Raw genomic sequence first — 22,278 nt, 5'->3', positions numbered from 1 at the left:
TGTCGGCCCTTGAACCTGGAAATTGTGGCCCCATATACCGGAACAGAAGCGCGAGTCGAGTTCGCGCAGGATTTAGAAAGGAGAGAACTATGGCTGACGAACAGACGCTGGATACGCAAAACCCAGACGCCAACCAGGCCTCGCAGGCAGCGGGTGAAGACCTGGCGGCTCGTGTGCAAGTGCTCGAAGAGCAGTTGGTAGGCGCTCAGGATCAGGCTTTGCGTGTTGCTGCCGATCTGCAGAACGTCCGCCGCCGCGCCGAGCAGGATGTAGAGAAAGCCCACAAGTTCGCGCTGGAAAAGTTTGCCGGTGATCTGTTGCCGATCATCGACAGCCTGGAGCGTGGCCTTGAGTTGTCCAACCCGGACGACGAAAACATCCGCGCCATGCGCGAGGGGATCGAACTGACCCTGAAAATGTTCCAGGACACCCTGAAGCGTTATCAGTTGGAAGCCATCGATCCGCAAGGCGGTGAGCCGTTCAACGCTGAACATCACCAGGCCATGGCGATGCAGGAAAGTGCAGATCTTGAGCCCAATAGTGTGTTGAAAGTGTTCCAGAAGGGTTACTTGCTCAATGGTCGCTTGTTGCGCCCTGCGATGGTCGTGGTGAGCAAGGCTCCTGCACCTGTTGCACCGTCGATTGACGAGCAGGCTTGAAATCCTTCGTAACGACCCCATTTATAAGTCAAGTGTTTAAGTCTGTCGCAGTCAGCCACCACTGCTGCGGCAACCAAATTCAAGTTTCGGGAGAGTAAATCATGGGCAAAATTATCGGTATCGACCTGGGGACCACCAACTCCTGCGTCTCCGTCATGGAAAACGGCAAAGCCAAAGTTATCGAAAACGCCGAAGGCGCGCGTACCACGCCGTCGATCATTGCATACGCCAACGACGGTGAAATCCTCGTTGGTCAGTCGGCCAAGCGTCAGGCTGTAACCAACCCGCACAACACCCTGTACGCGGTGAAACGTCTGATCGGTCGTAAGTTCGACGAAGAAGTCGTACAAAAAGACATCAAGATGGTGCCTTACAAAATCGCCAAGGCTGACAACGGTGACGCCTGGGTTGAAGTAAACGGCAACAAGATGTCTGCACCGCAGATCTCGGCTGAAGTCTTGAAAAAGATGAAGAAAACTGCCGAAGACTACCTCGGTGAAGCAGTGACTGAAGCGGTGATCACCGTTCCTGCCTACTTCAACGACAGCCAGCGTCAAGCGACCAAAGACGCCGGCCGCATTGCGGGCCTGGACGTAAAACGCATCATCAACGAACCAACCGCAGCCGCTCTGGCCTACGGTATGGACAAGGCCAAGGGCGATCACACTGTGATCGTTTATGACCTGGGTGGCGGCACCTTCGACGTTTCCGTGATCGAAATCGCTGAAGTCGACGGTGAGCACCAGTTCGAAGTGTTGGCCACCAACGGTGACACGTTCCTGGGCGGTGAAGACTTTGACATTCGTCTGATCGACTACCTCGTCGACGAATTCAAGAAAGAAAGCGGCATGAACCTCAAGGGTGATCCGCTGGCCATGCAGCGCCTGAAAGAAGCTGCTGAAAAAGCGAAGATCGAGCTGTCGTCGAGCATGTCGACCGACGTGAACCTGCCGTACATCACAGCAGATGCCACCGGCCCTAAGCACTTGAACGTGAAGATCTCGCGCGCCAAGCTCGAATCCCTGGTTGAAGACCTGGTTCAGCGCACCATCGAACCTTGCCGTACCGCTTTGAAAGATGCCGGTATCGACGTGGGTGCGATCAACGACGTGATTCTGGTCGGTGGTCAGACTCGTATGCCGTTGGTACAGCAGAAAGTGACCGAGTTCTTCGGTAAAGAAGCACGTAAAGACGTGAACCCGGACGAAGCGGTTGCCATGGGTGCTGCTATCCAGGGTGCGGTATTGGCCGGCGACGTGAAAGACGTGTTGCTGCTGGACGTCAGCCCGCTGACCCTGGGTATCGAAACCATGGGCGGCGTGATGACTGCGCTGATCGAGAAAAACACCACGATTCCTACCAAGAAATCGCAAGTGTTCTCGACTGCCGATGACAACCAAGGCGCTGTGACCATTCACGTGCTGCAAGGTGAGCGTAAGCAGGCTGCTCAGAACAAGTCCCTGGGCAAGTTCGACCTGGCCGATATTCCACCAGCACCACGTGGCGTGCCACAAATCGAAGTGACCTTCGACATCGATGCCAACGGTATCTTGCACGTCGGCGCGAAAGACAAGGCTACCGGCAAGGAGCAGAAGATCACGATCAAGGCCAACTCCGGTCTGTCTGATGAAGAAATTCAACAGATGATTCGTGATGCTGAAACCAATGCCGAGGCCGACAAGAAGTTTGAAGAGCTGGCCGCTGCCCGCAACCAGGGTGATGCGCTGGTTCACTCGACGCGCAAAATGATCGTTGATGCTGGCGAAAAAGTGACTGCTGAAGAGAAGACCGCAATCGAAGCAGCCGTGGTTGCCCTGGAAGCCGCCGTCAAAGGCGACGACAAGGCCACCATCGAAGCCAAGGTTGAGGAGTTGTCGAAAGTCTCCGCGCCGGTTGCTCAGAAGATGTACGCCGAGCAGGCTCCGCAAGGTGATGGCGCTGCGCAACAGGCAGAGCCTGAAGCCAAGCACGACGACGTTGTCGATGCCGAGTTCGAAGAAGTCAAAGAAGGCCAGAAGAAGTAACTTGGTCGCCCGGTTGACCGCTATCAAGCGGTGACTGGTAGGATGTCGCCGCGCGGGAGCTTGCTCCCGCGTTGGCGTGTCTGGGGTACGCGAATTTTTACAGCATGCGACAAGGTTCGGATGCTGGCGGTGTGATCGGGAATGCTCCTGCTTTGCGATCGACAGTCACCGCGTTTTTAGCTGGGTCTCGGCTGAGAGCAGTAAAGACCAGGATCGTTGAATTTGACGTGAGTTGGGTCCGGGCCTGTATTGGGGCTCAACGAGTTTGGTAAGCTCAGGAGGGTTTTGCCGAACGTCCTTAAGAGTGCAAAGACTTATGGCAAAGCGTGACTATTACGAAGTGTTGGGTGTGGAGCGCGGCTCCAGCGAGGCGGACCTGAAGAAGGCCTACCGTCGTCTGGCGATGAAGCACCACCCGGACCGTAATCCGGATAACAAAGAATCCGAAGAAATGTTCAAAGAGGCCAATGAGGCCTACGAATGCCTGTGTGATCCGAACAAGCGCGCGGCCTACGACCAGTACGGCCACGCCGGTGTCGATCCGAGCATGGGCGGCGGCGGTGCCGGTTTTGGCGGCCAGAACTTCTCCGATATCTTCGGCGACGTGTTCAGCGACTTCTTCGGTGGCGGTCGTGGTGGTCAGCGTGGCGGTGCCCAGCGTGGTAGCGACTTGCGCTACACCCTGGAGCTGAACCTGGAAGAGGCTGTGCGCGGCACTAGCGTCAACATCCGCGTGCCGACGCTGGTCAATTGCAAACCGTGTGACGGTTCGGGTGCCAAGAAGGGCTCGTCGCCGATTACGTGCCCAACCTGTGGTGGTATTGGCCAGGTACGCATGCAGCAGGGGTTTTTCTCTGTTCAGCAAACCTGTCCGCGCTGCCATGGTCAGGGCAAGATCATTTCCGATCCGTGCGACTCCTGTCACGGCGAAGGGCGTGTCGAAGAGTACAAGACCCTGTCGGTGAAAGTGCCGGCAGGTGTCGATACCGGCGACCGTATCCGTTTGTCGGGTGAAGGTGAGGCAGGTACGCAGGGTGGTCCGACGGGCGATCTGTACGTGGTGATCAATGTGCGCGAGCACTCGATCTTCCAGCGCGACGGCAAGCACCTGTTCTGTGAAGTGCCGATCAGCTTTGTCGATGCTGCCCTGGGTGGCGAGCTGGAGATTCCGACCCTCGATGGTCGCGTCAAGCTGAAGATCCCTGAGGGGACGCAGACCGGCAAGCAGTTCCGCATCCGTGGCAAAGGCGTTGCGCCAGTGCGTGGCGGTGGGGCGGGCGACTTGATGTGCCGTGTGGCTGTCGAGACTCCGGTCAACCTGGATCGTCGTCAGCGTGAGTTGCTCGAAGAGTTCCGCAGCTCCCTGGACGGTGATGGCTCCCATTCGCCCAAGACCGCTGGCTGGTTTGAAGGCGTGAAGCGCTTCTTCGGCGACCTGTAAGGACGTGGATATGCGACGTATAGCAGTGATGGGCGCCGCCGGGCGCATGGGCAAGAACCTGGTGGAGGCGGTGCAGCAACGCTCGCCTCTGTCGGGGTTGACGGCGGCAATCGTGCGTCCGGGCAGTACGCTGATCGGTGCCGATGCCGGTGAGCTGGCTTCGCTGGGGCGGATCGGTGTGGCGTTGTCTGGCAGCCTGGAGCAAGTGGCTGATGAATTTGATGTATTGATCGACTTCACCCTGCCCGAGGTGATGCTGAAAAACCTGGCGTTCTGCCGCAAGGCGGGCAAGGCCATGGTTATTGGTACCACTGGCCTGAATGCCGAGCAAAAGCAATTGCTTGTCGCGGCGGGCAAGGATATTCCGATCGTGTTTGCCGCCAACTTCAGTGTGGGCGTCAACCTGTCGCTGAAGTTGCTCGACATGGCTGCACGGGTACTGGGTGATGACGCGGACATCGAGATCATCGAGGCGCATCACCGCCACAAAGTGGATGCGCCATCGGGTACTGCCATGCGCATGGGCGAAGTGATTGCCGATGCCCTGGGGCGCGACCTGTCGAAAGTCGCGGTATATGGCCGCGAAGGCCATACCGGTGCGCGCGAGCGTGAAACCATTGGCTTTGCCACGGTGCGCGGTGGTGACGTGGTGGGTGATCACACGGTGCTGTTTGCTGCCGAAGGCGAGCGCCTGGAAATCACTCACAAGGCCTCCAGCCGCATGACCTTCGCCAAGGGCGCGGTGCGTGCGGCATTGTGGCTGGAGGGGCGCGAAGCGGGCCTCTATGACATGCAAGACGTGCTGGATCTGCGTTAATCAGTAGCAAAAACGGGCCCTGGGTATTACTCTAGGGCCCCGTTTTTACCCGCTAAGCGACGTCCTGTCGCATTCTCCTGCCTTTTAGGCTCTTTAGCGGTGGACCAAAAAAGCCTTTTTCTGTAAGCTACAGCTTTAGTGTGTCCACTAAAAGCGCGCAGAATAATTCAGTGAAGAAGCGGGGTGACGTGTCCATACGTCACTCCGCTTTTTTACAACCTGCGATCGCCCTTTCAGGCTTTATTTACGGGAGGTCTTCTTGACTAAGCCAGCCATACTCGCCCTTGCTGATGGCAGCATTTTTCGCGGCGAAGCCATTGGAGCCGACGGTCAGACCGTTGGAGAGGTGGTGTTTAACACCGCCATGACCGGCTATCAGGAAATCCTTACCGATCCTTCCTACGCCCAGCAGATCGTTACCCTGACCTATCCGCACATCGGCAACACCGGTACTACGCCGGAAGACGTCGAGTCTGATCGTGTCTGGTCGGCCGGTCTGGTGATTCGTGACCTGCCACTGGTTGCGAGCAACTGGCGTAACACGATGTCGCTGTCCGATTACCTGAAAGCCAACAACGTTGTGGCGATCGCCGGTATCGATACGCGCCGCCTGACACGCATCCTGCGTGAAAAAGGCTCGCAGAATGGCTGCATCATGGTCGGTGACAATGTTTCCGAAGCCGCAGCGATTGCTGCAGCGCAAGGCTTCCCTGGCCTGAAAGGCATGGATCTGGCGAAAGTCGTCAGCACCCAAGAACAGTACGAGTGGCGCTCCACTGTCTGGGACTTGAAGACTGACAGTCACGCGACCATCGAGGCTAGCGAGCTGCCTTACCACGTGGTCGCTTATGACTACGGCGTTAAGTACAACATCCTGCGCATGCTGGTCGAACGTGGTTGCCGCGTGACCGTGGTGCCGGCGCAAACCCCGGCCAGCGATGTGCTGGCCCTGCAACCGGATGGCGTGTTTCTGTCCAATGGCCCGGGCGATCCGGAGCCTTGCGACTACGCGATCCAGGCGATCAAGGATGTGCTGGAAACCGAGATCCCGGTATTCGGTATCTGCCTGGGCCACCAGCTGCTGGCCCTGGCCTCCGGTGCCAAGACCCTGAAAATGGGCCACGGCCATCATGGTGCCAACCACCCGGTGCAAGACCTGGACACTGGCGTCGTGATGATCACTAGCCAGAACCACGGTTTTGCGGTGGACGAAGCCACCTTGCCGGCCAACGTGCGTGCCATTCACAAGTCGCTGTTCGACGGTTCCCTGCAGGGTATCGAGCGCACCGACAAGAGCGCGTTCAGCTTCCAGGGCCACCCTGAAGCAAGCCCGGGCCCGAACGACGTAGCGCCGCTGTTCGACCGTTTCATCAATGAGATGGCCAAGCGACGCTAAATGAGTGGCCTGAGGGTGGCCCGGAAAATCGGCGGCCCCCTCAGGCTCTTCAAGGATTGTTCAAGACGGCTTGCCGACTGACCTGCGGATTTGAGTGACAAACCCATGCCAAAACGTACAGACATAAAAAGCATCCTGATTCTCGGCGCTGGCCCGATCGTTATCGGCCAGGCATGCGAATTCGACTACTCCGGCGCCCAGGCCTGCAAGGCCCTGCGTGAAGAGGGTTACCGCGTCATCCTGGTGAACTCCAACCCGGCCACCATCATGACCGACCCGGACATGGCCGACGCCACCTACATCGAACCGATCAAATGGCAGACCGTTGCCAAGATCATCGAGAAAGAGCGCCCGGACGCACTGCTGCCGACCATGGGCGGCCAGACTGCACTGAACTGCGCCCTGGACCTGGAGCGCGAAGGCGTCCTGGAAAAGTTCGGCGTAGAGATGATTGGCGCCAATGCCGACACCATCGACAAGGCTGAAGACCGTTCGCGTTTCGACAAGGCCATGAAGTCCATCGGTCTTGACTGCCCGCGCTCGGGTATCGCCCACAGCATGGAAGAGGCCAACGCGGTTCTCGAAAAGCTGGGTTTCCCGTGCATTATCCGTCCGTCCTTCACTATGGGTGGCACCGGTGGCGGTATCGCTTACAACCGTGAAGAGTTCGAAGAAATCTGCGCACGCGGTCTGGACCTGTCGCCGACCAAAGAGCTGCTGATCGACGAATCCCTGATCGGCTGGAAAGAGTACGAGATGGAAGTTGTCCGCGACAAAAAGGACAACTGCATCATCGTCTGCTCGATCGAAAACTTCGACCCGATGGGCGTGCACACCGGTGACTCGATCACCGTTGCGCCGGCACAGACCCTGACGGACAAGGAATACCAGATCATGCGTAACGCCTCATTGGCGGTACTGCGTGAGATCGGCGTTGAAACCGGCGGTTCCAACGTTCAGTTCGGCATCTGCCCGGACACAGGCCGCATGGTCGTGATCGAGATGAACCCGCGTGTATCGCGTTCTTCGGCGCTCGCATCAAAAGCTACCGGCTTCCCGATTGCGCGCATCGCTGCCAAGCTGGCGATCGGTTACACCTTGGACGAGTTGCAAAACGAAATCACTGGCGGTGCTACGCCGGCGTCCTTCGAACCGTCCATCGACTACGTCGTGACCAAGCTGCCACGCTTTGCCTTCGAGAAGTTCCCGAAAGCCGACGCCCGCCTGACCACTCAGATGAAGTCGGTCGGTGAAGTCATGGCTATCGGCCGGACGTTCCAGGAATCCCTGCAAAAAGCCCTGCGTGGCCTGGAAGTGGGCGTTTGCGGCCTGGACGAGAAGCTCGACCTGAGCAACCCGGAAAGCATGAGTATCCTCAAGCGCGAGCTGACCGTGCCGGGCGCCGAGCGTATCTGGTACGTGGCTGATGCTTTCCGCGCTGGCATGACCGTCGAAGACATCTTCGGCATGAACATGATTGACCCGTGGTTCCTGGTGCAGATCGAAGATCTGATCAAGGAAGAAGAAAAGGTCAAGACCCTGGGTCTTTCCTCTATCGACCGCGACCTGATGTTCCGCCTCAAGCGCAAAGGCTTCTCCGACCAGCGTCTGGCCAAGCTGCTGGGTGTGACCGAGAAGAACCTGCGCACGCATCGCCACAAGCTGGATATCTTCCCGGTCTACAAGCGCGTTGACACCTGCGCCGCGGAGTTCGCCACCGATACCGCGTACCTGTACTCCACCTATGAGGAAGAGTGCGAAGCCGCGCCGTCGGGCCGCGACAAGATCATCATCCTGGGCGGCGGTCCAAACCGTATCGGCCAGGGCATCGAGTTCGACTACTGCTGCGTACACGCCGCCCTCGCCCTGCGCGAAGACGGGTACGAGACCATCATGGTCAACTGCAACCCGGAAACTGTTTCTACTGACTACGACACTTCCGACCGCCTGTACTTCGAGCCGGTAACGCTGGAAGACGTGCTGGAAATCTGTCGCGTCGAGAAGCCAAAAGGCGTGATCGTCCAGTACGGCGGGCAAACCCCGCTGAAACTGGCGCGTGCCCTGGAAGCGGCCGGCGTGCCGATCATCGGTACCAGCCCTGACGCCATCGACCGTGCCGAAGACCGTGAGCGCTTCCAGCAAATGGTTGAGCGCCTGAACCTGCGCCAGCCGCCAAACGCTACCGTGCGCAGCGAAGACGAGGCCATCCGTGCAGCCAGCAAGATCGGCTACCCGTTGGTGGTGCGTCCGTCCTACGTACTGGGCGGCCGGGCGATGGAAATCGTCTACGAAGAAGAAGAACTCAAGCGCTACCTGCGTGATGCGGTGAAAGTGTCCAACGACAGCCCGGTGCTGCTGGACCACTTCCTCAACTGCGCCATCGAAATGGACGTGGATGCGGTCTGCGACGGTACCGACGTGGTGATTGGTGCGATCATGCAGCACATCGAGCAGGCGGGCGTTCACTCCGGCGACTCGGCCTGTTCCCTGCCGCCGTACTCGCTGCCGCTGCACATCCAGGACGAGATGCGTGAACAGGTCAAGAAAATGGCCCTGGAATTGGGCGTGGTTGGCCTGATGAACGTACAGTTGGCGCTGCAAGGCGAAGACATCTACGTCATCGAAGTCAACCCGCGTGCCTCGCGTACCGTGCCGTTTGTTTCCAAGTGCATCGGTGTGTCCCTGGCGATGATCGCCGCCCGTGTGATGGCCGGTAAGACCTTGAAGGAAATCGGCTTCACTAAGGAAATCATTCCGAACTTCTACAGCGTGAAAGAGGCGGTGTTCCCATTCGCCAAATTCCCTGGCGTGGACCCGATCCTGGGCCCAGAGATGAAGTCCACCGGTGAAGTGATGGGCGTGGGCGACACCTTCGGCGAAGCCTTTGCCAAGGCCCAGATGGGCGCCAGCGAAGTGCTGCCGACCGGCGGTACTGCGTTTATCAGCGTGCGTGATGATGACAAACCACTGGTTGCAGGTGTGGCGCGTGATCTGATCAACTTGGGCTTCGAAGTCGTGGCCACCGCAGGGACCGCCAAGCTGATTGAAGCGGCCGGCCTGAAAGTGCGTCGCGTGAACAAGGTAACGGAAGGCCGTCCACACGTGGTCGACATGATCAAGAATGACGAAGTCACCCTGATCATCAACACCACCGAAGGTCGCCAGTCGATCGCGGACTCCTACTCCATTCGTCGTAACGCCTTGCAGCACAAGATCTATTGCACCACCACCATTGCTGCTGGCGAAGCCATCTGTGAAGCGCTCAAGTTCGGTCCGGAAAAAACCGTACGTCGCTTGCAGGATCTACACGCAGGATTGAAGGCATGATCAAATATCCAATGACTGTCCAGGGCGCCAAGGCCCTGGAAGAGGAGCACGCCCACCTGACCAAGGTCGTACGTCCAAAGCTGAGCCAGGACATCGGTACGGCCCGTGAGCTGGGTGACTTGAAGGAAAACGCCGAATACCATGCTGCCCGCGAGCAGCAGGGTATGGTCGAGGCGCGGATCCGTGATATCGAGGGGCGCATGCAGAATGCGGTCATCATCGATGTCACGACCATCCCCAAGACCGGCAAGGTGATTTTCGGCACAACGGTGGAAATCGCCAACGTCGAGACTGATGAAAGCGTGACTTACCACATCGTGGGTGAGGATGAGGCTGACTTCAAACTCGGCAAGATCTCCGTCGGCTCGCCGCTGGCCCGTGCCTTGATTGCCAAGGAAGAGGGTGATGTGGTGGCCGTCAAGACGCCTGGTGGCGTGATCGAGTACGAGATTGTCGAAGTTCGTCACATCTGAAAGGCGGCGCCCGCTTCGAGCGGGCGCCATGCTTTGGCAGTTGACCCAGATGCTCTGGGTTGGCGGCCTGTGGCTGTTACATCTGGGTGTATTGCCGGTGCTGGGCATGATTGGCCTGGCGCCGTTGCTGATTGATGAGATCGGCGGATTATTGAGTGCGTTGCTGGTAGGTTTTGCAGCCACGTGCGTGACGCTCCAGGCGCTGGTGCTGATCAAGGCCGAGGGTTTGGGGAGTTTGTGGCGGGATATGCGTGGGCAACTGCTGTTGATGGCGCTGTATGCATGTGCAATGTATTGCGTGGTGCGTATGTTGCTGCCGGAAGCGTTGCGCTGGCAGCTGTTCAGCTATCTTGTGCTAGGGTTTTCTGGCTTGGTGCTGGTGGTACAGCCTGCACCTGGGTGGAGCGGCAGGGCGCGCGAAGCACGCCCGTGACCCTTGAATCATTTGAAGCGATGAACGTTCGACAGTTGCTTGTTGGCGCTGAAATTCTTGCGATACAGCAGCGCCATCTTGCCGATGACCTGAACCAGGTCCGCTTTGCCCACCTTGCACAGTTCTGCAATGGCGGCCAGGCGTGCTTCGCGATCAAGGATGTTGACCTTGATCTTGATCAGCTCGTGATCGCCTAATGCGCGTTCAAGTTCGGCTAACACACCTTCAGTCAAACCGTTGTCTGCCACAATCAGAACTGGTTTCAGATGGTGGCCAATGGATTTGTACTGTTTCTTCTGCTCTTGAGTGAGCGGCATAATCTGACCCCTGCGTCTGATCTTGTAAAAAGCGGCGGCCAGTTTACCCGAGCGAGTCCGGGACCGCCCAGTTAATCACGACCCGTTTTATTTTCGAGGTGGCCCGTGGCCCGTTCCAAAACTAGCCTTAAGTGGCTGCAAGAGCATTTCAACGATCCTTACGTCAAAAAGGCGCAGAAGGACGGCTACCGTTCACGGGCCAGTTACAAGCTGCTGGAGATCCAGGACAAGGACAAGTTGATCCGCCCAGGCATGAGCGTTATTGACCTGGGTGCCGCCCCGGGTGGCTGGTCCCAGGTGACCAGTCGTCTGATTGGTGGGCAGGGGCGACTGATTGCGTCGGACATCCTGGAAATGGACAGCATCCCGGATGTGACCTTTGTTCATGGTGACTTCACCCAGGACGCCGTCCTCGCCCAGATTCTTGAGGCTGTGGGAAATTCGCAGGTAGACCTTGTGATTTCCGACATGGCCCCCAATATGAGTGGATTACCGGCCGTCGATATGCCGCGCGCGATGTTCCTTTGTGAGTTGGCGCTGGATTTGGCGGGTCGGGTTTTGCGTCCGGGTGGAGATTTCCTGGTGAAGGTCTTCCAGGGCGAGGGTTTTGACGAGTACCACAAGAACATTCGCAAGTTGTTCGACAAGGTGCAGACGCGCAAGCCTGATTCTTCCCGGGACCGATCCAGGGAGCAGTATTTGTTGTGCCGCGGCTTCCGCGGTGTCGAGGGCGCTGCAAGCGAAGAGCGTTTTTGAGGAATTGGAGGTAGGCGATAGGTTTTTTTATATCGCTTTCGTCACGAAGCTTTACGAATATTGTGTAGTCAAAGTTTCACAAAGGGTTACAGACGGCGCCTGCCAGAGTTGTAGGTAATGTAGTAAGTTAGGCCGGTGAATATCATGCGAAGCGCGCGCCAGTAGCGGAGCTTGCTTCAGAGGGTAGTTAATTGAACGATATGGCAAAGAATCTTATCCTGTGGTTGATCATCGCGGCTGTCCTGGTGACGGTGATGAACAACTTCTCCAGCCCTAACGAGCCGCAGACCCTCAACTATTCCGACTTCATCCAGCAAGTTAAGGATGGCAAGGTCGAGCGCGTAGCGGTTGATGGCTACGTGATCACCGGCAAACGTAACGACGGTGACAGCTTCAAGACCATCCGTCCGGCGATCCAGGACAATGGCCTGATTGGCGACCTGGTGGACAACAAGGTCATCGTTGAAGGCAAGCAGCCTGAGCAGCAGAGTATCTGGACCCAGCTTTTGGTCGCCAGCTTCCCGATCCTGGTGATCATCGCGGTGTTCATGTTCTTCATGCGCCAGATGCAAGGTGGTGCAGGGGGCAAGGGCGGGCCGATGAGCTTCGGCAAGAGCAAGGCGCGCCTGCTTTCCGAAGATCAGGTAAAAACTACCCTGGCTGACGTTGCCGGTTGTGACGAAGCCAAGGAAGAAGTCGGCGAGTTGGTCGAGTTCCTGCGTGATCCGGGCAAGTTCCAGCGCCTGGGTGGTCGTATTCCTCGCGGTGTGCTGATGGTCGGCCCACCGGGTACCGGTAAAACCCTGCTCGCCAAGGCGATTGCCGGCGAAGCCAAGGTTCCGTTCTTCACCATTTCCGGTTCCGACTTCGTCGAGATGTTCGTCGGCGTGGGTGCCAGCCGTGTGCGTGACATGTTCGAGCAGGCCAAGAAACACGCGCCGTGCATCATCTTCATCGATGAAATCGACGCTGTCGGTCGCCATCGTGGTGCTGGCATGGGCGGTGGTCACGACGAGCGTGAGCAGACCCTCAACCAGTTGCTGGTGGAGATGGACGGCTTCGAAATGAACGATGGCATCATCGTGATTGCCGCCACCAACCGTCCTGACGTACTTGACCCTGCGCTGCTGCGTCCGGGCCGTTTCGACCGTCAGGTCGTGGTTGGCTTGCCAGATATCCGTGGCCGCGAGCAGATTCTCAAAGTCCATATGCGCAAAGTGCCAATGGGCGATGACGTGGCTCCAGGTGTGATTGCCCGTGGTACCCCTGGTTTCTCCGGTGCCGACCTGGCCAACCTGGTGAACGAGGCCTCGCTGTTCGCTGCCCGTACCGGCAAGCGCATCGTCGAGATGAAAGAATTCGAGCTGGCCAAAGACAAGATCATGATGGGTGCCGAGCGCAAATCCATGGTCATGTCCGAGAAAGAGAAGCAGAACACCGCTTATCACGAAGCCGGTCACGCCATTGTCGGTCGCGTTGTGCCTGAGCATGACCCGGTCTACAAGGTATCGATCATTCCTCGTGGTCGGGCACTGGGTGTCACCATGTTCCTGCCGGAAGAGGATCGCTACAGCCTTTCCAAGCGCGCCCTGATCAGCCAGATCTGCTCGCTGTACGGTGGTCGTATTGCTGAAGAGATGACCTTGGGCTTCGATGGTGTAACCACCGGCGCTTCCAACGACATCATGCGTGCCAGCCAGATTGCGCGGAACATGGTTACCAAGTGGGGTCTGTCGGAAAAGCTCGGCCCGCTGATGTATGCCGAGGAAGAAGGCGAAGTGTTCCTGGGTCGTGGCGGCGGTGGTCAAGGTGCCAGCTTCTCCGGCGAGACTGCCAAGCTGATCGACTCTGAAGTGCGCAGCATCATTGACCAGTGCTACGGCACGGCCAAGCAGATCCTTACCGATAACCGTGACAAGCTCGACGCCATGGCTGATGCCTTGATGAAGTACGAGACCATTGATGCCGAGCAGATCGACGACATCATGGCTGGTCGTGCGCCTCGCGAGCCTCGCGATTGGGAAGGTGGTTCGGGTACTTCAGGCACTCCGCCAGTGGTACAGAACGAGCGCCCGGAAAACCCAATCGGCGGCCCGGCTGCCGACCTTTAAGGCTTGAAATGACTTCTGCGTTGTCCTCCACCCGGTTGCCTTGCGGCAGCCGGGTTCTTGATTTGGCCCATACTCATGTCATGGGCATTCTCAATGTAACCCCTGACTCCTTTTCCGACGGTGGTCGTTTCAGTCAGCTGGATGTGGCATTGCGCCATGCGGAAGCGATGGTGGCTGCGGGTGCGACCATTATCGATGTCGGTGGTGAGTCAACCCGGCCTGGCGCGCGTGCTGTTTCCCCGTTGGAGGAGATGGAGCGTGTTGCGCCGATTGTTGAGCGAATCCACCGCGAGCTGGATGTAATCATTTCAGTAGACACTTCGACGCCCGCCGTCATGCGTGAAACTGCACGGCTCGGGGCGGGGTTGATCAACGACGTCCGCTCACTGCAGCGCGACGGAGCGCTGGATGCAGCTGCTGCCACGGGGCTGCCTGTCTGCCTGATGCATATGCTCGGCGAGCCCGGGACGATGCAGGATGCCCCTCACTACGACAATCTTGTTGATGAAGTGACGGAATTTCTTGCCGAGCGCATTGCCCAATGCGCCGTCGCGGGCATTGCGCCAGAACGGATCATCCTCGATCCGGGGTTTGGTTTTGCCAAAACCCTGCAGCACAACTTGAGCCTGTTCAAGCATATGGAATCCCTGCACGCCCTTGGTCGCCCCCTGTTGGTTGGGGTGTCGCGCAAGAGCATGATAGGCATGGCCTTGAATCGCCCTGTGGGCGAGCGCCTGCATGGCGGCCTGGCCCTGGCGGCGCTTGCCGTGGCCAAGGGCGCGCGCATTCTGCGGGTGCATGATGTGGCCGAGACAGTTGACGTCGTGCGGATGATCGAAGCGGTAGAATCAGCCGAATAAGAATGATGGAGCACTTATGACTAAAAAATATTTTGGCACTGACGGTATTCGTGGTCGGGTCGGCGAGTTTCCGATCACTCCGGATTTCATGCTCAAGCTGGGCTGGGCGGCCGGGATGGCCTTCCGCAGCATGGGCGCATGCCGCATCCTTGTCGGTAAGGACACGCGGATTTCCGGCTATATGTTCGAATCTGCGCTGGAGGCGGGCCTGTCCGCTGCCGGGGCTGATGTGATGTTGCTGGGGCCGATGCCTACGCCGGCGATCGCTTACCTGACGCGTACCTTTCATGCGCAAGCCGGTATTGTGATCAGCGCTTCGCACAATCCCCATGATGACAACGGCATCAAGTTCTTCTCGGGCCAGGGCACCAAGCTGCCGGACGAGATTGAGCACATGATTGAAGAGTTGCTGGATGCGCCGATGACCGTCGTCGAGTCGAGCAAGCTGGGCAAGGTTTCGCGGATCAACGACGCTTCGGGTCGTTATATCGAGTTTTGTAAAAGCAGCGTGCCCACCAGCACCAATTTTGCCGGGCTCAAGATTGTCATCGATTGTGCTCACGGTGCGACCTACAAGGTAGCCCCTAGCGTATTCAAGGAGTTGGGCGCCGAGGTCACCGTGTTGTCGGCCCAGCCTAACGGTCTGAATATCAACGATAACTGTGGCTCGACCCATATGGGCCAATTGCAGGCTGCGGTCTTGGCTGAGCACGCGGACCTGGGGATTGCCTTTGATGGCGATGGCGACCGCGTATTGATGGTCGACCATACAGGCGCCATCGTTGATGGTGACGACCTGCTGTTCATCATTGCCCGTGACCTGCAGGAGCGCAACAAGCTGCAAGGTGGCGTGGTCGGTACCCTGATGAGCAATCTGGGGCTGGAGTTGGCCCTGGCCGACCTGGGGATTCCGTTCGTGCGGGCCAATGTTGGCGACCGCTACGTGATCGCCGAGTTGCTGGAGCGTAACTGGGTGATAGGTGGCGAGAATTCGGGGCATGTTGTGTGCTTCCAGCACACCACTACCGGCGATGCGATCATTGCCGCGTTGCAAGTGCTATTGGCCTTGCGTCGCCGTGAAGAAAGCCTGGCCCAGGCGCGCCAGGCTCTGCGCAAGTGCCCTCAGGTGCTGCTCAATGTGCGTTTCTCGGGGGGCGAAAACCCTATCGAGCACCCGGCGATCAAAGAAGCCTGTGAGCGCGTTACCGTCGCCATGGCTGGCCGTGGCCGGGTCCTGTTGCGCAAGTCGGGAACCGAGCCTTTGGTGCGTGTCATGGTCGAAGGCGATGACGAAACACAGGTTCGCGGCTATGCCGAAGAGCTGGCAAAACTGGTAACTGAAGTTTGCGTCTGAATTCGGCTTGCCAGTGTTGATGCGGTTGGGTAACATCTGCGCCCACTTTGACCGACGAGGTACAGCATGCGTCGCACTATGGTAGCTGGTAACTGGAAGATGCACGGTACCCGCGCCAGTGTCGCTGAGCTGGTCAATGGCCTTCGTCACTTGGCCCTGCCGAGCGGTGTCGATATCGCGGTATTCCCGCCTTGCTTGCATATCAACCAAGTGGTTGATGGCTTGAAAGGCAAGTCGATCCAGGTCGGCGGGCAGAATTGCGCGGTAGAAGCCATGCAGGGTGCGTTGACCGGTGAGATTGCATCGAGTCAGCTGGTTGATGCAGGTTGTTCCTATGTGCTCGTTGGGCACTCCGAGCGCCGTCAGATGATGGGCGAACGTGATGGGACACTCAATCGCAAGTTCGCAGCGGCACAGGCTTGTGGCCTGATTCCCGTGTTGTGCATAGGGGAGACCCTTGAGCAGCGTGAATCCGGCAAGACTCTTGAAGTTGTCTCGCGTCAGCTGGGCAGCATCATCGAGGAGCTGGGTGTTGGTGCATTTGCAAAGGCAGTAATTGCTTACGAGCCGGTCTGGGCCATTGGTACCGGGCTGACTGCTACACCGCAACAGGCGCAGGATGTGCACGCAGCCATCCGCGCGCAGTTGGCGGCAGAGAATTCTGAGGTCGCACAAGGTGTGCGGCTTCTATACGGCGGCAGCGTGAAGGCGGCCAATGCGGTCGAACTGTTCGGCATGCCGGATATCGATGGGGGGCTCATTGGTGGAGCTTCCCTGAATGCAGATGAGTTCGGTGCGATTTGTCGCGCCGCGGGAAACTGAGAAAATGCTGGAAACAGTCGTAGTCGTTTTTCATCTGTTGGGTGCGCTGGGCGTTGTTGCCCTGGTATTGCTGCAACAGGGCAAGGGTGCGGACGCTGGTGCGTCTTTCGGGGCAGGTGCTTCAAATACTGTGTTCGGAAGCCAAGGTTCCTCTACCTTTCTTAGTAAGTTTACTGCTATACTTGCCGCAGGTTTCTTCATAACCAGCTTGGGGTTAGGTTACTTTGCTAAAGAGAAAGCTCAAGTGCTGACTCAGGCAGGTTTGCCAAATCCAGCAGTGTTGGAAGTTCCAAAAGCAAAACCGGCTTCTGATGATGTCCCGGTGCTTCAAGAGCAAAAGTCGGCTACTCCAGCGACTGACGTACCTCCAGCTCAAGAGCAAAAGTAAGAAGGGTTGTAAGCGCTGTATTGCCGAGGTGGTGGAATTGGTAGACACGCAACCTTGAGGTGGTTGTGCCCATAGGGTGTAGGGGTTCGAGTCCCCTTCTCGGTACCAATTATCAGGAGAGCCCGCAATTGCGGGCTTTCTTGTAGGTGGAAGGTTACATTGACCCTGTAAGGGATCGGTCGTATACTTCCGCCCCAGCTTTGTCGCGGGGTGGAGCAGTCTGGTAGCTCGTCGGGCTCATAACCCGAAGGTCGTCGGTTCAAATCCGGCCCCCGCAACCAGTTTTAGCGGAGCCCCTTTTAAGGGGCTTTTTGTTAGCTGGACACTTTCAACGCCGCTGTTCGACGGCGTTTCAAGGATGGGCGTTTCGCCCATTTTTTTATTTTGCACAGCATGCACATACATGCACGAGGGGGTTCAGGTGTCGAGCAAGCTAGAAGAGTTGCAGGCCTTGCTGGCCCCGGTGGTCGTGGCCCTAGGCTATGAATGCTGGGGTATTGAGTTTTCGGCTCAAGGTCGCCACTCAATGTTGCGCGTTTATATCGATAAAGAGGGCGGTGTGCTGGTGGACGATTGTGCCATTGTCAGCCGTCAGATCAGCGGTGTCCTGGATGTTGAAGATCCGATTGCCGTTGAATACACCCTCGAAGTTTCCTCGCCAGGCATGGAACGCCCACTGTTCACTATTGAGCAGTTTGCTAAATATGTCGGTGAACAAGTGAAGATCAAGCTGCGATCTCCCTTTGAAGGGCGACGCAACTTTCAGGGCCTTCTGCGCGGTGTAGAAGAACAGGATGTAGTGGTGCAGGTAGAAGACCACGAGTTCCTGTTGCCGATCGATATGATCGACAAGGCCAACATTATTCCCAGTTTTGACTGAGACGTGCCAGAAACTGCGGATCCCGCGGATCCAATGGCTTGCGAAAGGCGAGGCGTACGATGAGCAAAGAAGTACTGCTGGTTGTTGAGTCGGTATCCAATGAAAAGGGCGTACCGGCAAACGTGATTTTTGAAGCGCTGGAGCTGGCCCTGGCCACTGCTACCAAAAAGCGTTTTGAAGACGAAGTTGATCTGCGTGTGGAAATCAATCGCCACACCGGAGCCTATGAGACTTTCCGTCGCTGGACGGTCGTCGAAGAAGCCGATCTTGATGATCCGGCCATCGAAACCTGGCCAAGCAAGGTTGCGCTGACGCATCCTGGTGCCCAGGTTGGTGACGTCGTCGAGGAAAAGATCGAGTCCATCGAGTTCGGTCGTATCGCTGCACAGACTGCCAAGCAAGTCATCGTGCAAAAGGTCCGCGAAGCCGAGCGTGCTCAAGTCGTTGACGCCTATCGCGAGCGCCTGGGGGAAATCATCTCCGGCACCGTGAAGAAAGTGACCCGCGACAACGTGATCGTCGACCTGGGTAACAACGCTGAAGCGTTGCTGGCCCGTGAAGACATCATTTCCCGCGAAACCTTCCGTGTTGGCGTGCGTTTGCGTGCGCTGCTCAAGGAAATCCGCACCGAGAACCGTGGCCCTCAACTGATCCTGTCGCGTACCGCGCCGGAAATGTTGATCGAGCTGTTCCGTATCGAAGTGCCGGAAATTGCCGAAGGCCTGATCGAAGTCATGGCTGCGTCCCGCGACCCGGGTTCGCGCGCCAAGATCGCGGTCCGTTCCAAGGACAAACGCATCGACCCGCAGGGCGCTTGCATTGGTATGCGCGGTTCGCGTGTCCAGGCAGTGTCGGGCGAATTGGGCGGTGAGCGTGTGGATATCGTGCTGTGGGACGATAACCCGGCGCAGTTCGTGATCAACGCCATGTCCCCGGCTGAAGTCGCGGCAATTATTGTTGACGAAGATGCCCATGCAATGGACATCGCCGTTGGCGCAGACAATCTGGCCCAGGCCATCGGTCGCGGTGGTCAGAACGTACGTTTGGCCAGCCAGTTGACTGGCTGGACCCTGAACGTCATGACCGAATCGGACATCCAGGCTAAGCAGCAAGCAGAAACCGGCGACATCCTGCGCAACTTCATCGACGAGCTGGAAGTCGACGAAGACCTGGCACAGGTGCTGGTAGATGAAGGCTTTACCAGCCTGGAAGAGATTGCCTACGTACCGGTGGAGGAAATGCTCAACATCGACGGCTTTGACGAAGACACCGTCAACGAGCTTCGCGCTCGGGCCAAGGATCGCTTGTTGACTAAAGCCATCGCTACTGAGGAAAAGCTGGCAGACGCCCATCCGGCCGAAGACCTGCTCTCGCTTGAGGGTATGGACAAGGATTTGGCGATGGAACTGGCGGTGCGCGGCGTAATTACCCGCGAAGACCTGGCCGAGCAGTCTATTGACGACCTGCTCGACATCGACGGCATTGACGATGATCGTGCCGGCAAGTTGATCATGGCCGCCCGAGCCCATTGGTTCGAGTAATTAGGCGCGGCCTGAGGAGAGAAGTGCATGACGCAAGTCACGGTGAAACAACTGGCCGATGAGGTCAAAACACCGGTAGAGCGCCTGTTGCAGCAGATGCGTGAGGCAGGTCTGCCGCACACCGCCGCCGAGGAACATGTGAGCGACAGTGAGAAGCAATCGTTGCTGACTCACTTGAAAAGCAGCCACAAGGCGAAAGTGGAAGAACCGCGCAAGATTACATTGCAGCGCAAAACAACCAGCACCCTGCGGGTGGCTGGTAGCAAGAGCATCAGCGTTGAAGTGCGTAAGAAGAAAGTCTTCGTACAGCGCAGCCCGGAAGAAATCGAAGCCGAGCGCAAACGCGAGATGGACGAACGTCGCGCAGTAGAAAATGCTGCACGCCAGAAGGCTGAAGAAGAAGCCAAGCGTCGCGCCGAAGAAGAAGCGCGTAGCCAGCCTGCTGCTGCGCAATCCGCTACTGACGCAGTCGCTGCACCTAGCGCGCCTGTTGAAGCTGTGCGTGAGGCCGCTCCGGTTGCCGCTGCTCCAGCACCTGCTGCTGACGCTCGCAAGCGCGACGAACCTCGTCGTCCGGACAAACCACGTGCCGACGATAACAATCGTCGCAGTGGTGGTGGCGATGGCGAGCGTAAAAACGCTCCGCATCGTGCCTCGGTCAAAGAGAAAGCGCCTGCTCCACGCGTTGCGCCACGCACTACCGACGAAGAAAGCGATGGCTTCCGTCGTGGTGGTCGCGGCAAGGCCAAGCTGAAGAAACGCAACGCCCACGGTTTCCAGAGCCCAACCGGCCCTGTCGTGCGTGATGTGCAGATCGGCGAGACCATCACGGTTGGCGATCTGGCCAATCAGATGTCGGTCAAGGCTGCTGAAATCATCAAGTTCATGTTCAAACTGGGTACTCCAGCGACCATCAACCAGGTGCTTGATCAGGAAACTGCTCAACTGGTAGCCGAAGAACTGGGCCACAAAGTGACCCTGGTCAGCGACACCGCCCTGGAAGACTCCCTGGCCGAGTCCCTGAAGTTTGAAGGCGAGACTTTCTCCCGTGCACCAGTCGTGACCGTAATGGGCCACGTTGACCACGGTAAGACCTCGCTGCTCGACTACATCCGTCGTGCCAAGGTAGCTGCCGGCGAAGCCGGTGGTATCACCCAGCACATCGGTGCATACCACGTTGAAACCGAGCGCGGCATGGTCACCTTCCTTGACACCCCAGGTCACGCCGCGTTTACCGCAATGCGTGCCCGTGGTGCCAAGGCGACCGACATCGTGATCCTGGTAGTTGCAGCGGACGACGGCGTAATGCCGCAGACCATTGAAGCTGTCCAGCACGCCAAGGCCGCTGGTGTTCCACTGGTTGTTGCCGTGAACAAAATCGACAAGCCGGGCGCTGATCTTGATCGCATCCGTAGCGAACTGTCGGTTCACGGTGTGACTTCCGAAGAGTGGGGCGGTGATACGCCGTTCGTTTCGGTTTCGGCGAAGGTCGGTACTGGCGTAGACGAACTGCTCGAAGCGGTTCTGCTGCAAGCCGAAGTCCTGGAACTCAAAGCAACGCCATCGGCTCCGGGTCGTGGTGTTGTGGTTGAATCGCGTCTCGACAAAGGTCGTGGCCCGGTTGCTACCGTTCTGGTTCAAGACGGTACCCTGCGCCAAGGCGACATGGTGCTGGTCGGTTCGAACTATGGCCGTGTACGTGCCATGCTCGACGAGAACGGCAAGCCAATCAAGGAAGCGGGTCCATCCATCCCTGTCGAGATCCTCGGCCTGGACGGTACCCCGGACGCTGGCGACGAGATGAGCGTGCTGTCGGACGAGAAGAAAGCCCGTGAAGTGGCTCTGTTCCGTCAAGGCAAGTTCCGCGAAGTCAAACTGGCTCGCGCTCACGCCGGCAAGCTGGAAAACATCTTCGAGAACATGGGCCAGGCAGAGAAGAAGACGCTTAACATCGTCCTCAAATCTGACGTCCGTGGTTCCCTCGAAGCGTTGAACGGCGCCTTGAACGGCCTGGGTAACGACGAAGTGCAAGTGCGTGTTGTCGGTGGCGGTGTCGGTGGTATCACCGAGTCCGACGCCAACCTGGCACTGGCTTCCAACGCTGTACTGTTCGGCTTCAACGTGCGTGCCGATGCTGGCGCACGCAAGATCGTCGAGCAGGAAGGCCTGGACATGCGTTACTACAACGTCATCTACGACATCATCGAAGACGTCAAGAAGGCCCTCACCGGCATGCTTGGCAGCGACGTCCGGGAGAACATCCTGGGTGTGGCCGAGGTGCGTGACGTGTTCCGTTCGCCGAAGTTCGGCGCGATCGCCGGTTGCATGGTTATCGAAGGTACCGTGCACCGTAACCGTCCAATCCGTGTACTGCGTGAAGACATCGTTATCTTCGAAGGCGAGCTGGAATCCCTGCGCCGCTTCAAGGATGACGCTTCCGAAGTACGTGCTGGCATGGAATGCGGTATCGGCGTCAAGAGCTACAACGACGTCAAGCCTGGCGACAAGATCGAAGTCTACGAGAAGGTCCAGGTTGCTCGCAGCCTCTAACTCGCGCACTTCAGGAGCCACGCCGCGTGTGGGCATGCAAATGCCCCGCGCAGTGTCCGGACTCTAAACGCAACGCCCGGTCTGGCTTTTGTCAGGCCGGGCGTTTGCCGCTTTCAGACCCCACGGGTT

18 protein-coding genes and 2 tRNA genes are annotated in these 22,278 nt (G+C 58.0%); 19 read left to right on the top strand and 1 reads right to left on the bottom strand.

Annotated features, from left to right (window positions below; all coding sequences use genetic code 11):
* The first annotated feature begins 89 nt into the window (after positions 1-89).
* The 8 genes from grpE to BFQ03_RS09525 all read left to right on the top strand — a co-directional run bounded on the left by grpE (position 90) and on the right by BFQ03_RS09525 (position 10,570).
* Positions 90-659, top strand: coding sequence for a nucleotide exchange factor GrpE (gene grpE, locus BFQ03_RS09560; RefSeq protein WP_032862896.1), 570 nt, complete (start codon positions 90-92; stop codon positions 657-659).
* Positions 660-760: 101 nt separating this feature from the next.
* A complete protein-coding gene (gene dnaK, locus BFQ03_RS09555; protein ID WP_032862897.1) occupies positions 761-2,683 on the top strand; it encodes a molecular chaperone DnaK in 1,923 nt (640 codons plus the stop codon).
* A 316-nt stretch (positions 2,684-2,999) separates the two neighbouring features.
* Complete coding sequence (gene dnaJ, locus BFQ03_RS09550; protein ID WP_032862898.1) at positions 3,000-4,124, top strand: molecular chaperone DnaJ; 1,125 nt, start codon at positions 3,000-3,002, stop codon at positions 4,122-4,124.
* Between the two features lie 10 nt (positions 4,125-4,134).
* Positions 4,135-4,941 carry a 4-hydroxy-tetrahydrodipicolinate reductase gene (dapB, locus tag BFQ03_RS09545; protein ID WP_032862899.1) on the top strand — a complete coding sequence of 269 codons (807 nt, stop codon included), beginning with the start codon at positions 4,135-4,137 and terminating at the stop codon, positions 4,939-4,941.
* Between the two features lie 259 nt (positions 4,942-5,200).
* Complete coding sequence (gene carA, locus BFQ03_RS09540; protein WP_065942930.1) at positions 5,201-6,337, top strand: glutamine-hydrolyzing carbamoyl-phosphate synthase small subunit; 1,137 nt, start codon at positions 5,201-5,203, stop codon at positions 6,335-6,337.
* Between the two features lie 105 nt (positions 6,338-6,442).
* Positions 6,443-9,664 (top strand): carbamoyl-phosphate synthase large subunit, encoded by a 3,222-nt coding sequence (carB, locus tag BFQ03_RS09535; protein WP_032862901.1) that lies wholly within the window; start codon positions 6,443-6,445, stop codon positions 9,662-9,664.
* The gene (greA, locus tag BFQ03_RS09530) at positions 9,661-10,137 is read left to right on the top strand and encodes a transcription elongation factor GreA (protein WP_032862903.1); all 477 of its coding nucleotides are present in this window, start codon (positions 9,661-9,663) and stop codon (positions 10,135-10,137) included. Before carB ends, greA begins: the two co-directional genes overlap by 4 nt.
* Before the next feature lie 28 nt (positions 10,138-10,165).
* Positions 10,166-10,570, top strand: coding sequence for a hypothetical protein (locus BFQ03_RS09525; protein ID WP_032862904.1), 405 nt, complete (start codon positions 10,166-10,168; stop codon positions 10,568-10,570).
* A gap of 8 nt (positions 10,571-10,578) precedes the next feature.
* Here the strand turns inward: BFQ03_RS09525 and BFQ03_RS09520 are convergent, their stop codons facing one another.
* Positions 10,579-10,887, bottom strand: coding sequence for a YhbY family RNA-binding protein (locus tag BFQ03_RS09520; protein WP_029298992.1), 309 nt, complete (start codon positions 10,885-10,887; stop codon positions 10,579-10,581).
* A gap of 105 nt (positions 10,888-10,992) precedes the next feature.
* On the opposite strand from BFQ03_RS09520, the gene rlmE reads away from it, so the two are divergent.
* From rlmE to infB, 11 genes are all read left to right on the top strand, one after another.
* Entirely contained in the window at positions 10,993-11,643 is a 651-nt protein-coding gene (gene rlmE, locus BFQ03_RS09515; RefSeq protein WP_032862906.1) for a 23S rRNA (uridine(2552)-2'-O)-methyltransferase RlmE, read from the top strand.
* Positions 11,644-11,843: 200 nt separating this feature from the next.
* Positions 11,844-13,754 carry an ATP-dependent zinc metalloprotease FtsH gene (ftsH, locus tag BFQ03_RS09510; protein ID WP_032862907.1) on the top strand — a complete coding sequence of 637 codons (1,911 nt, stop codon included), beginning with the start codon at positions 11,844-11,846 and terminating at the stop codon, positions 13,752-13,754.
* Positions 13,755-13,762: 8 nt separating this feature from the next.
* On the top strand, positions 13,763-14,614 hold the full coding sequence (gene folP, locus BFQ03_RS09505) for a dihydropteroate synthase (RefSeq protein WP_065942929.1): 852 nt from the start codon (positions 13,763-13,765) through the stop codon (positions 14,612-14,614).
* Between the two features lie 16 nt (positions 14,615-14,630).
* Positions 14,631-15,968 carry a phosphoglucosamine mutase gene (gene glmM / locus BFQ03_RS09500; protein WP_065942928.1) on the top strand — a complete coding sequence of 446 codons (1,338 nt, stop codon included), beginning with the start codon at positions 14,631-14,633 and terminating at the stop codon, positions 15,966-15,968.
* 66 nt (positions 15,969-16,034) lie between these two features.
* Positions 16,035-16,790, top strand: a complete 756-nt coding sequence (gene tpiA, locus BFQ03_RS09495; RefSeq protein ID WP_032862913.1) for a triose-phosphate isomerase — start codon at positions 16,035-16,037, stop codon at positions 16,788-16,790.
* A gap of 4 nt (positions 16,791-16,794) precedes the next feature.
* Entirely contained in the window at positions 16,795-17,178 is a 384-nt protein-coding gene (gene secG, locus BFQ03_RS09490) for a preprotein translocase subunit SecG (RefSeq protein WP_032862914.1), read from the top strand.
* Between the two features lie 22 nt (positions 17,179-17,200).
* Positions 17,201-17,286 (top strand) — tRNA-Leu (locus BFQ03_RS09485).
* Positions 17,287-17,382: 96 nt separating this feature from the next.
* Positions 17,383-17,459 (top strand) — tRNA-Met (locus BFQ03_RS09480).
* 140 nt (positions 17,460-17,599) lie between these two features.
* Complete coding sequence (gene rimP / locus BFQ03_RS09475) at positions 17,600-18,058, top strand: ribosome maturation factor RimP (protein WP_032862957.1); 459 nt, start codon at positions 17,600-17,602, stop codon at positions 18,056-18,058.
* Between the two features lie 59 nt (positions 18,059-18,117).
* On the top strand, positions 18,118-19,599 hold the full coding sequence (nusA, locus tag BFQ03_RS09470; protein ID WP_029298976.1) for a transcription termination factor NusA: 1,482 nt from the start codon (positions 18,118-18,120) through the stop codon (positions 19,597-19,599).
* 27 nt (positions 19,600-19,626) lie between these two features.
* The gene (gene infB, locus BFQ03_RS09465) at positions 19,627-22,149 is read left to right on the top strand and encodes a translation initiation factor IF-2 (RefSeq protein WP_032862915.1); all 2,523 of its coding nucleotides are present in this window, start codon (positions 19,627-19,629) and stop codon (positions 22,147-22,149) included.
* The last annotated feature ends 129 nt before the right edge of the window (positions 22,150-22,278 follow it).

It is taken from the genome of Pseudomonas sp. 25 R 14, assembly GCF_900004755.1.
Classification (GTDB): Bacteria; Pseudomonadota; Gammaproteobacteria; order Pseudomonadales; family Pseudomonadaceae; genus Aquipseudomonas; species Aquipseudomonas brenneri.
Note: the sequence above shows the minus strand (reverse complement) of the source record. Positions and strands in the feature narration are given on the sequence as shown.

Bases quoted from the DNA above. Each gene is read 5' to 3' on its own strand.
- grpE (WP_032862896.1), top strand. From the start codon at position 90: ATGGCTGACGAACAGACGCTGGATACGCAAAACCCAGACGCCAACCAG.
- dnaK (WP_032862897.1), top strand. From the start codon at position 761: ATGGGCAAAATTATCGGTATCGACCTGGGGACCACCAACTCCTGCGTC.
- dnaJ (WP_032862898.1), top strand. From the start codon at position 3,000: ATGGCAAAGCGTGACTATTACGAAGTGTTGGGTGTGGAGCGCGGCTCC.
- dapB (WP_032862899.1), top strand. From the start codon at position 4,135: ATGCGACGTATAGCAGTGATGGGCGCCGCCGGGCGCATGGGCAAGAAC.
- carB (WP_032862901.1), top strand. From the start codon at position 6,443: ATGCCAAAACGTACAGACATAAAAAGCATCCTGATTCTCGGCGCTGGC.
- greA (WP_032862903.1), top strand. From the start codon at position 9,661: ATGATCAAATATCCAATGACTGTCCAGGGCGCCAAGGCCCTGGAAGAG.
- BFQ03_RS09525 (WP_032862904.1), top strand. From the start codon at position 10,166: ATGCTTTGGCAGTTGACCCAGATGCTCTGGGTTGGCGGCCTGTGGCTG.
- BFQ03_RS09520 (WP_029298992.1), bottom strand. From the start codon at position 10,887: ATGCCGCTCACTCAAGAGCAGAAGAAACAGTACAAATCCATTGGCCAC.
- ftsH (WP_032862907.1), top strand. From the start codon at position 11,844: ATGGCAAAGAATCTTATCCTGTGGTTGATCATCGCGGCTGTCCTGGTG.
- folP (WP_065942929.1), top strand. From the start codon at position 13,763: ATGACTTCTGCGTTGTCCTCCACCCGGTTGCCTTGCGGCAGCCGGGTT.
- glmM (WP_065942928.1), top strand. From the start codon at position 14,631: ATGACTAAAAAATATTTTGGCACTGACGGTATTCGTGGTCGGGTCGGC.
- tpiA (WP_032862913.1), top strand. From the start codon at position 16,035: ATGCGTCGCACTATGGTAGCTGGTAACTGGAAGATGCACGGTACCCGC.
- secG (WP_032862914.1), top strand. From the start codon at position 16,795: ATGCTGGAAACAGTCGTAGTCGTTTTTCATCTGTTGGGTGCGCTGGGC.
- nusA (WP_029298976.1), top strand. From the start codon at position 18,118: ATGAGCAAAGAAGTACTGCTGGTTGTTGAGTCGGTATCCAATGAAAAG.
- infB (WP_032862915.1), top strand. From the start codon at position 19,627: ATGACGCAAGTCACGGTGAAACAACTGGCCGATGAGGTCAAAACACCG.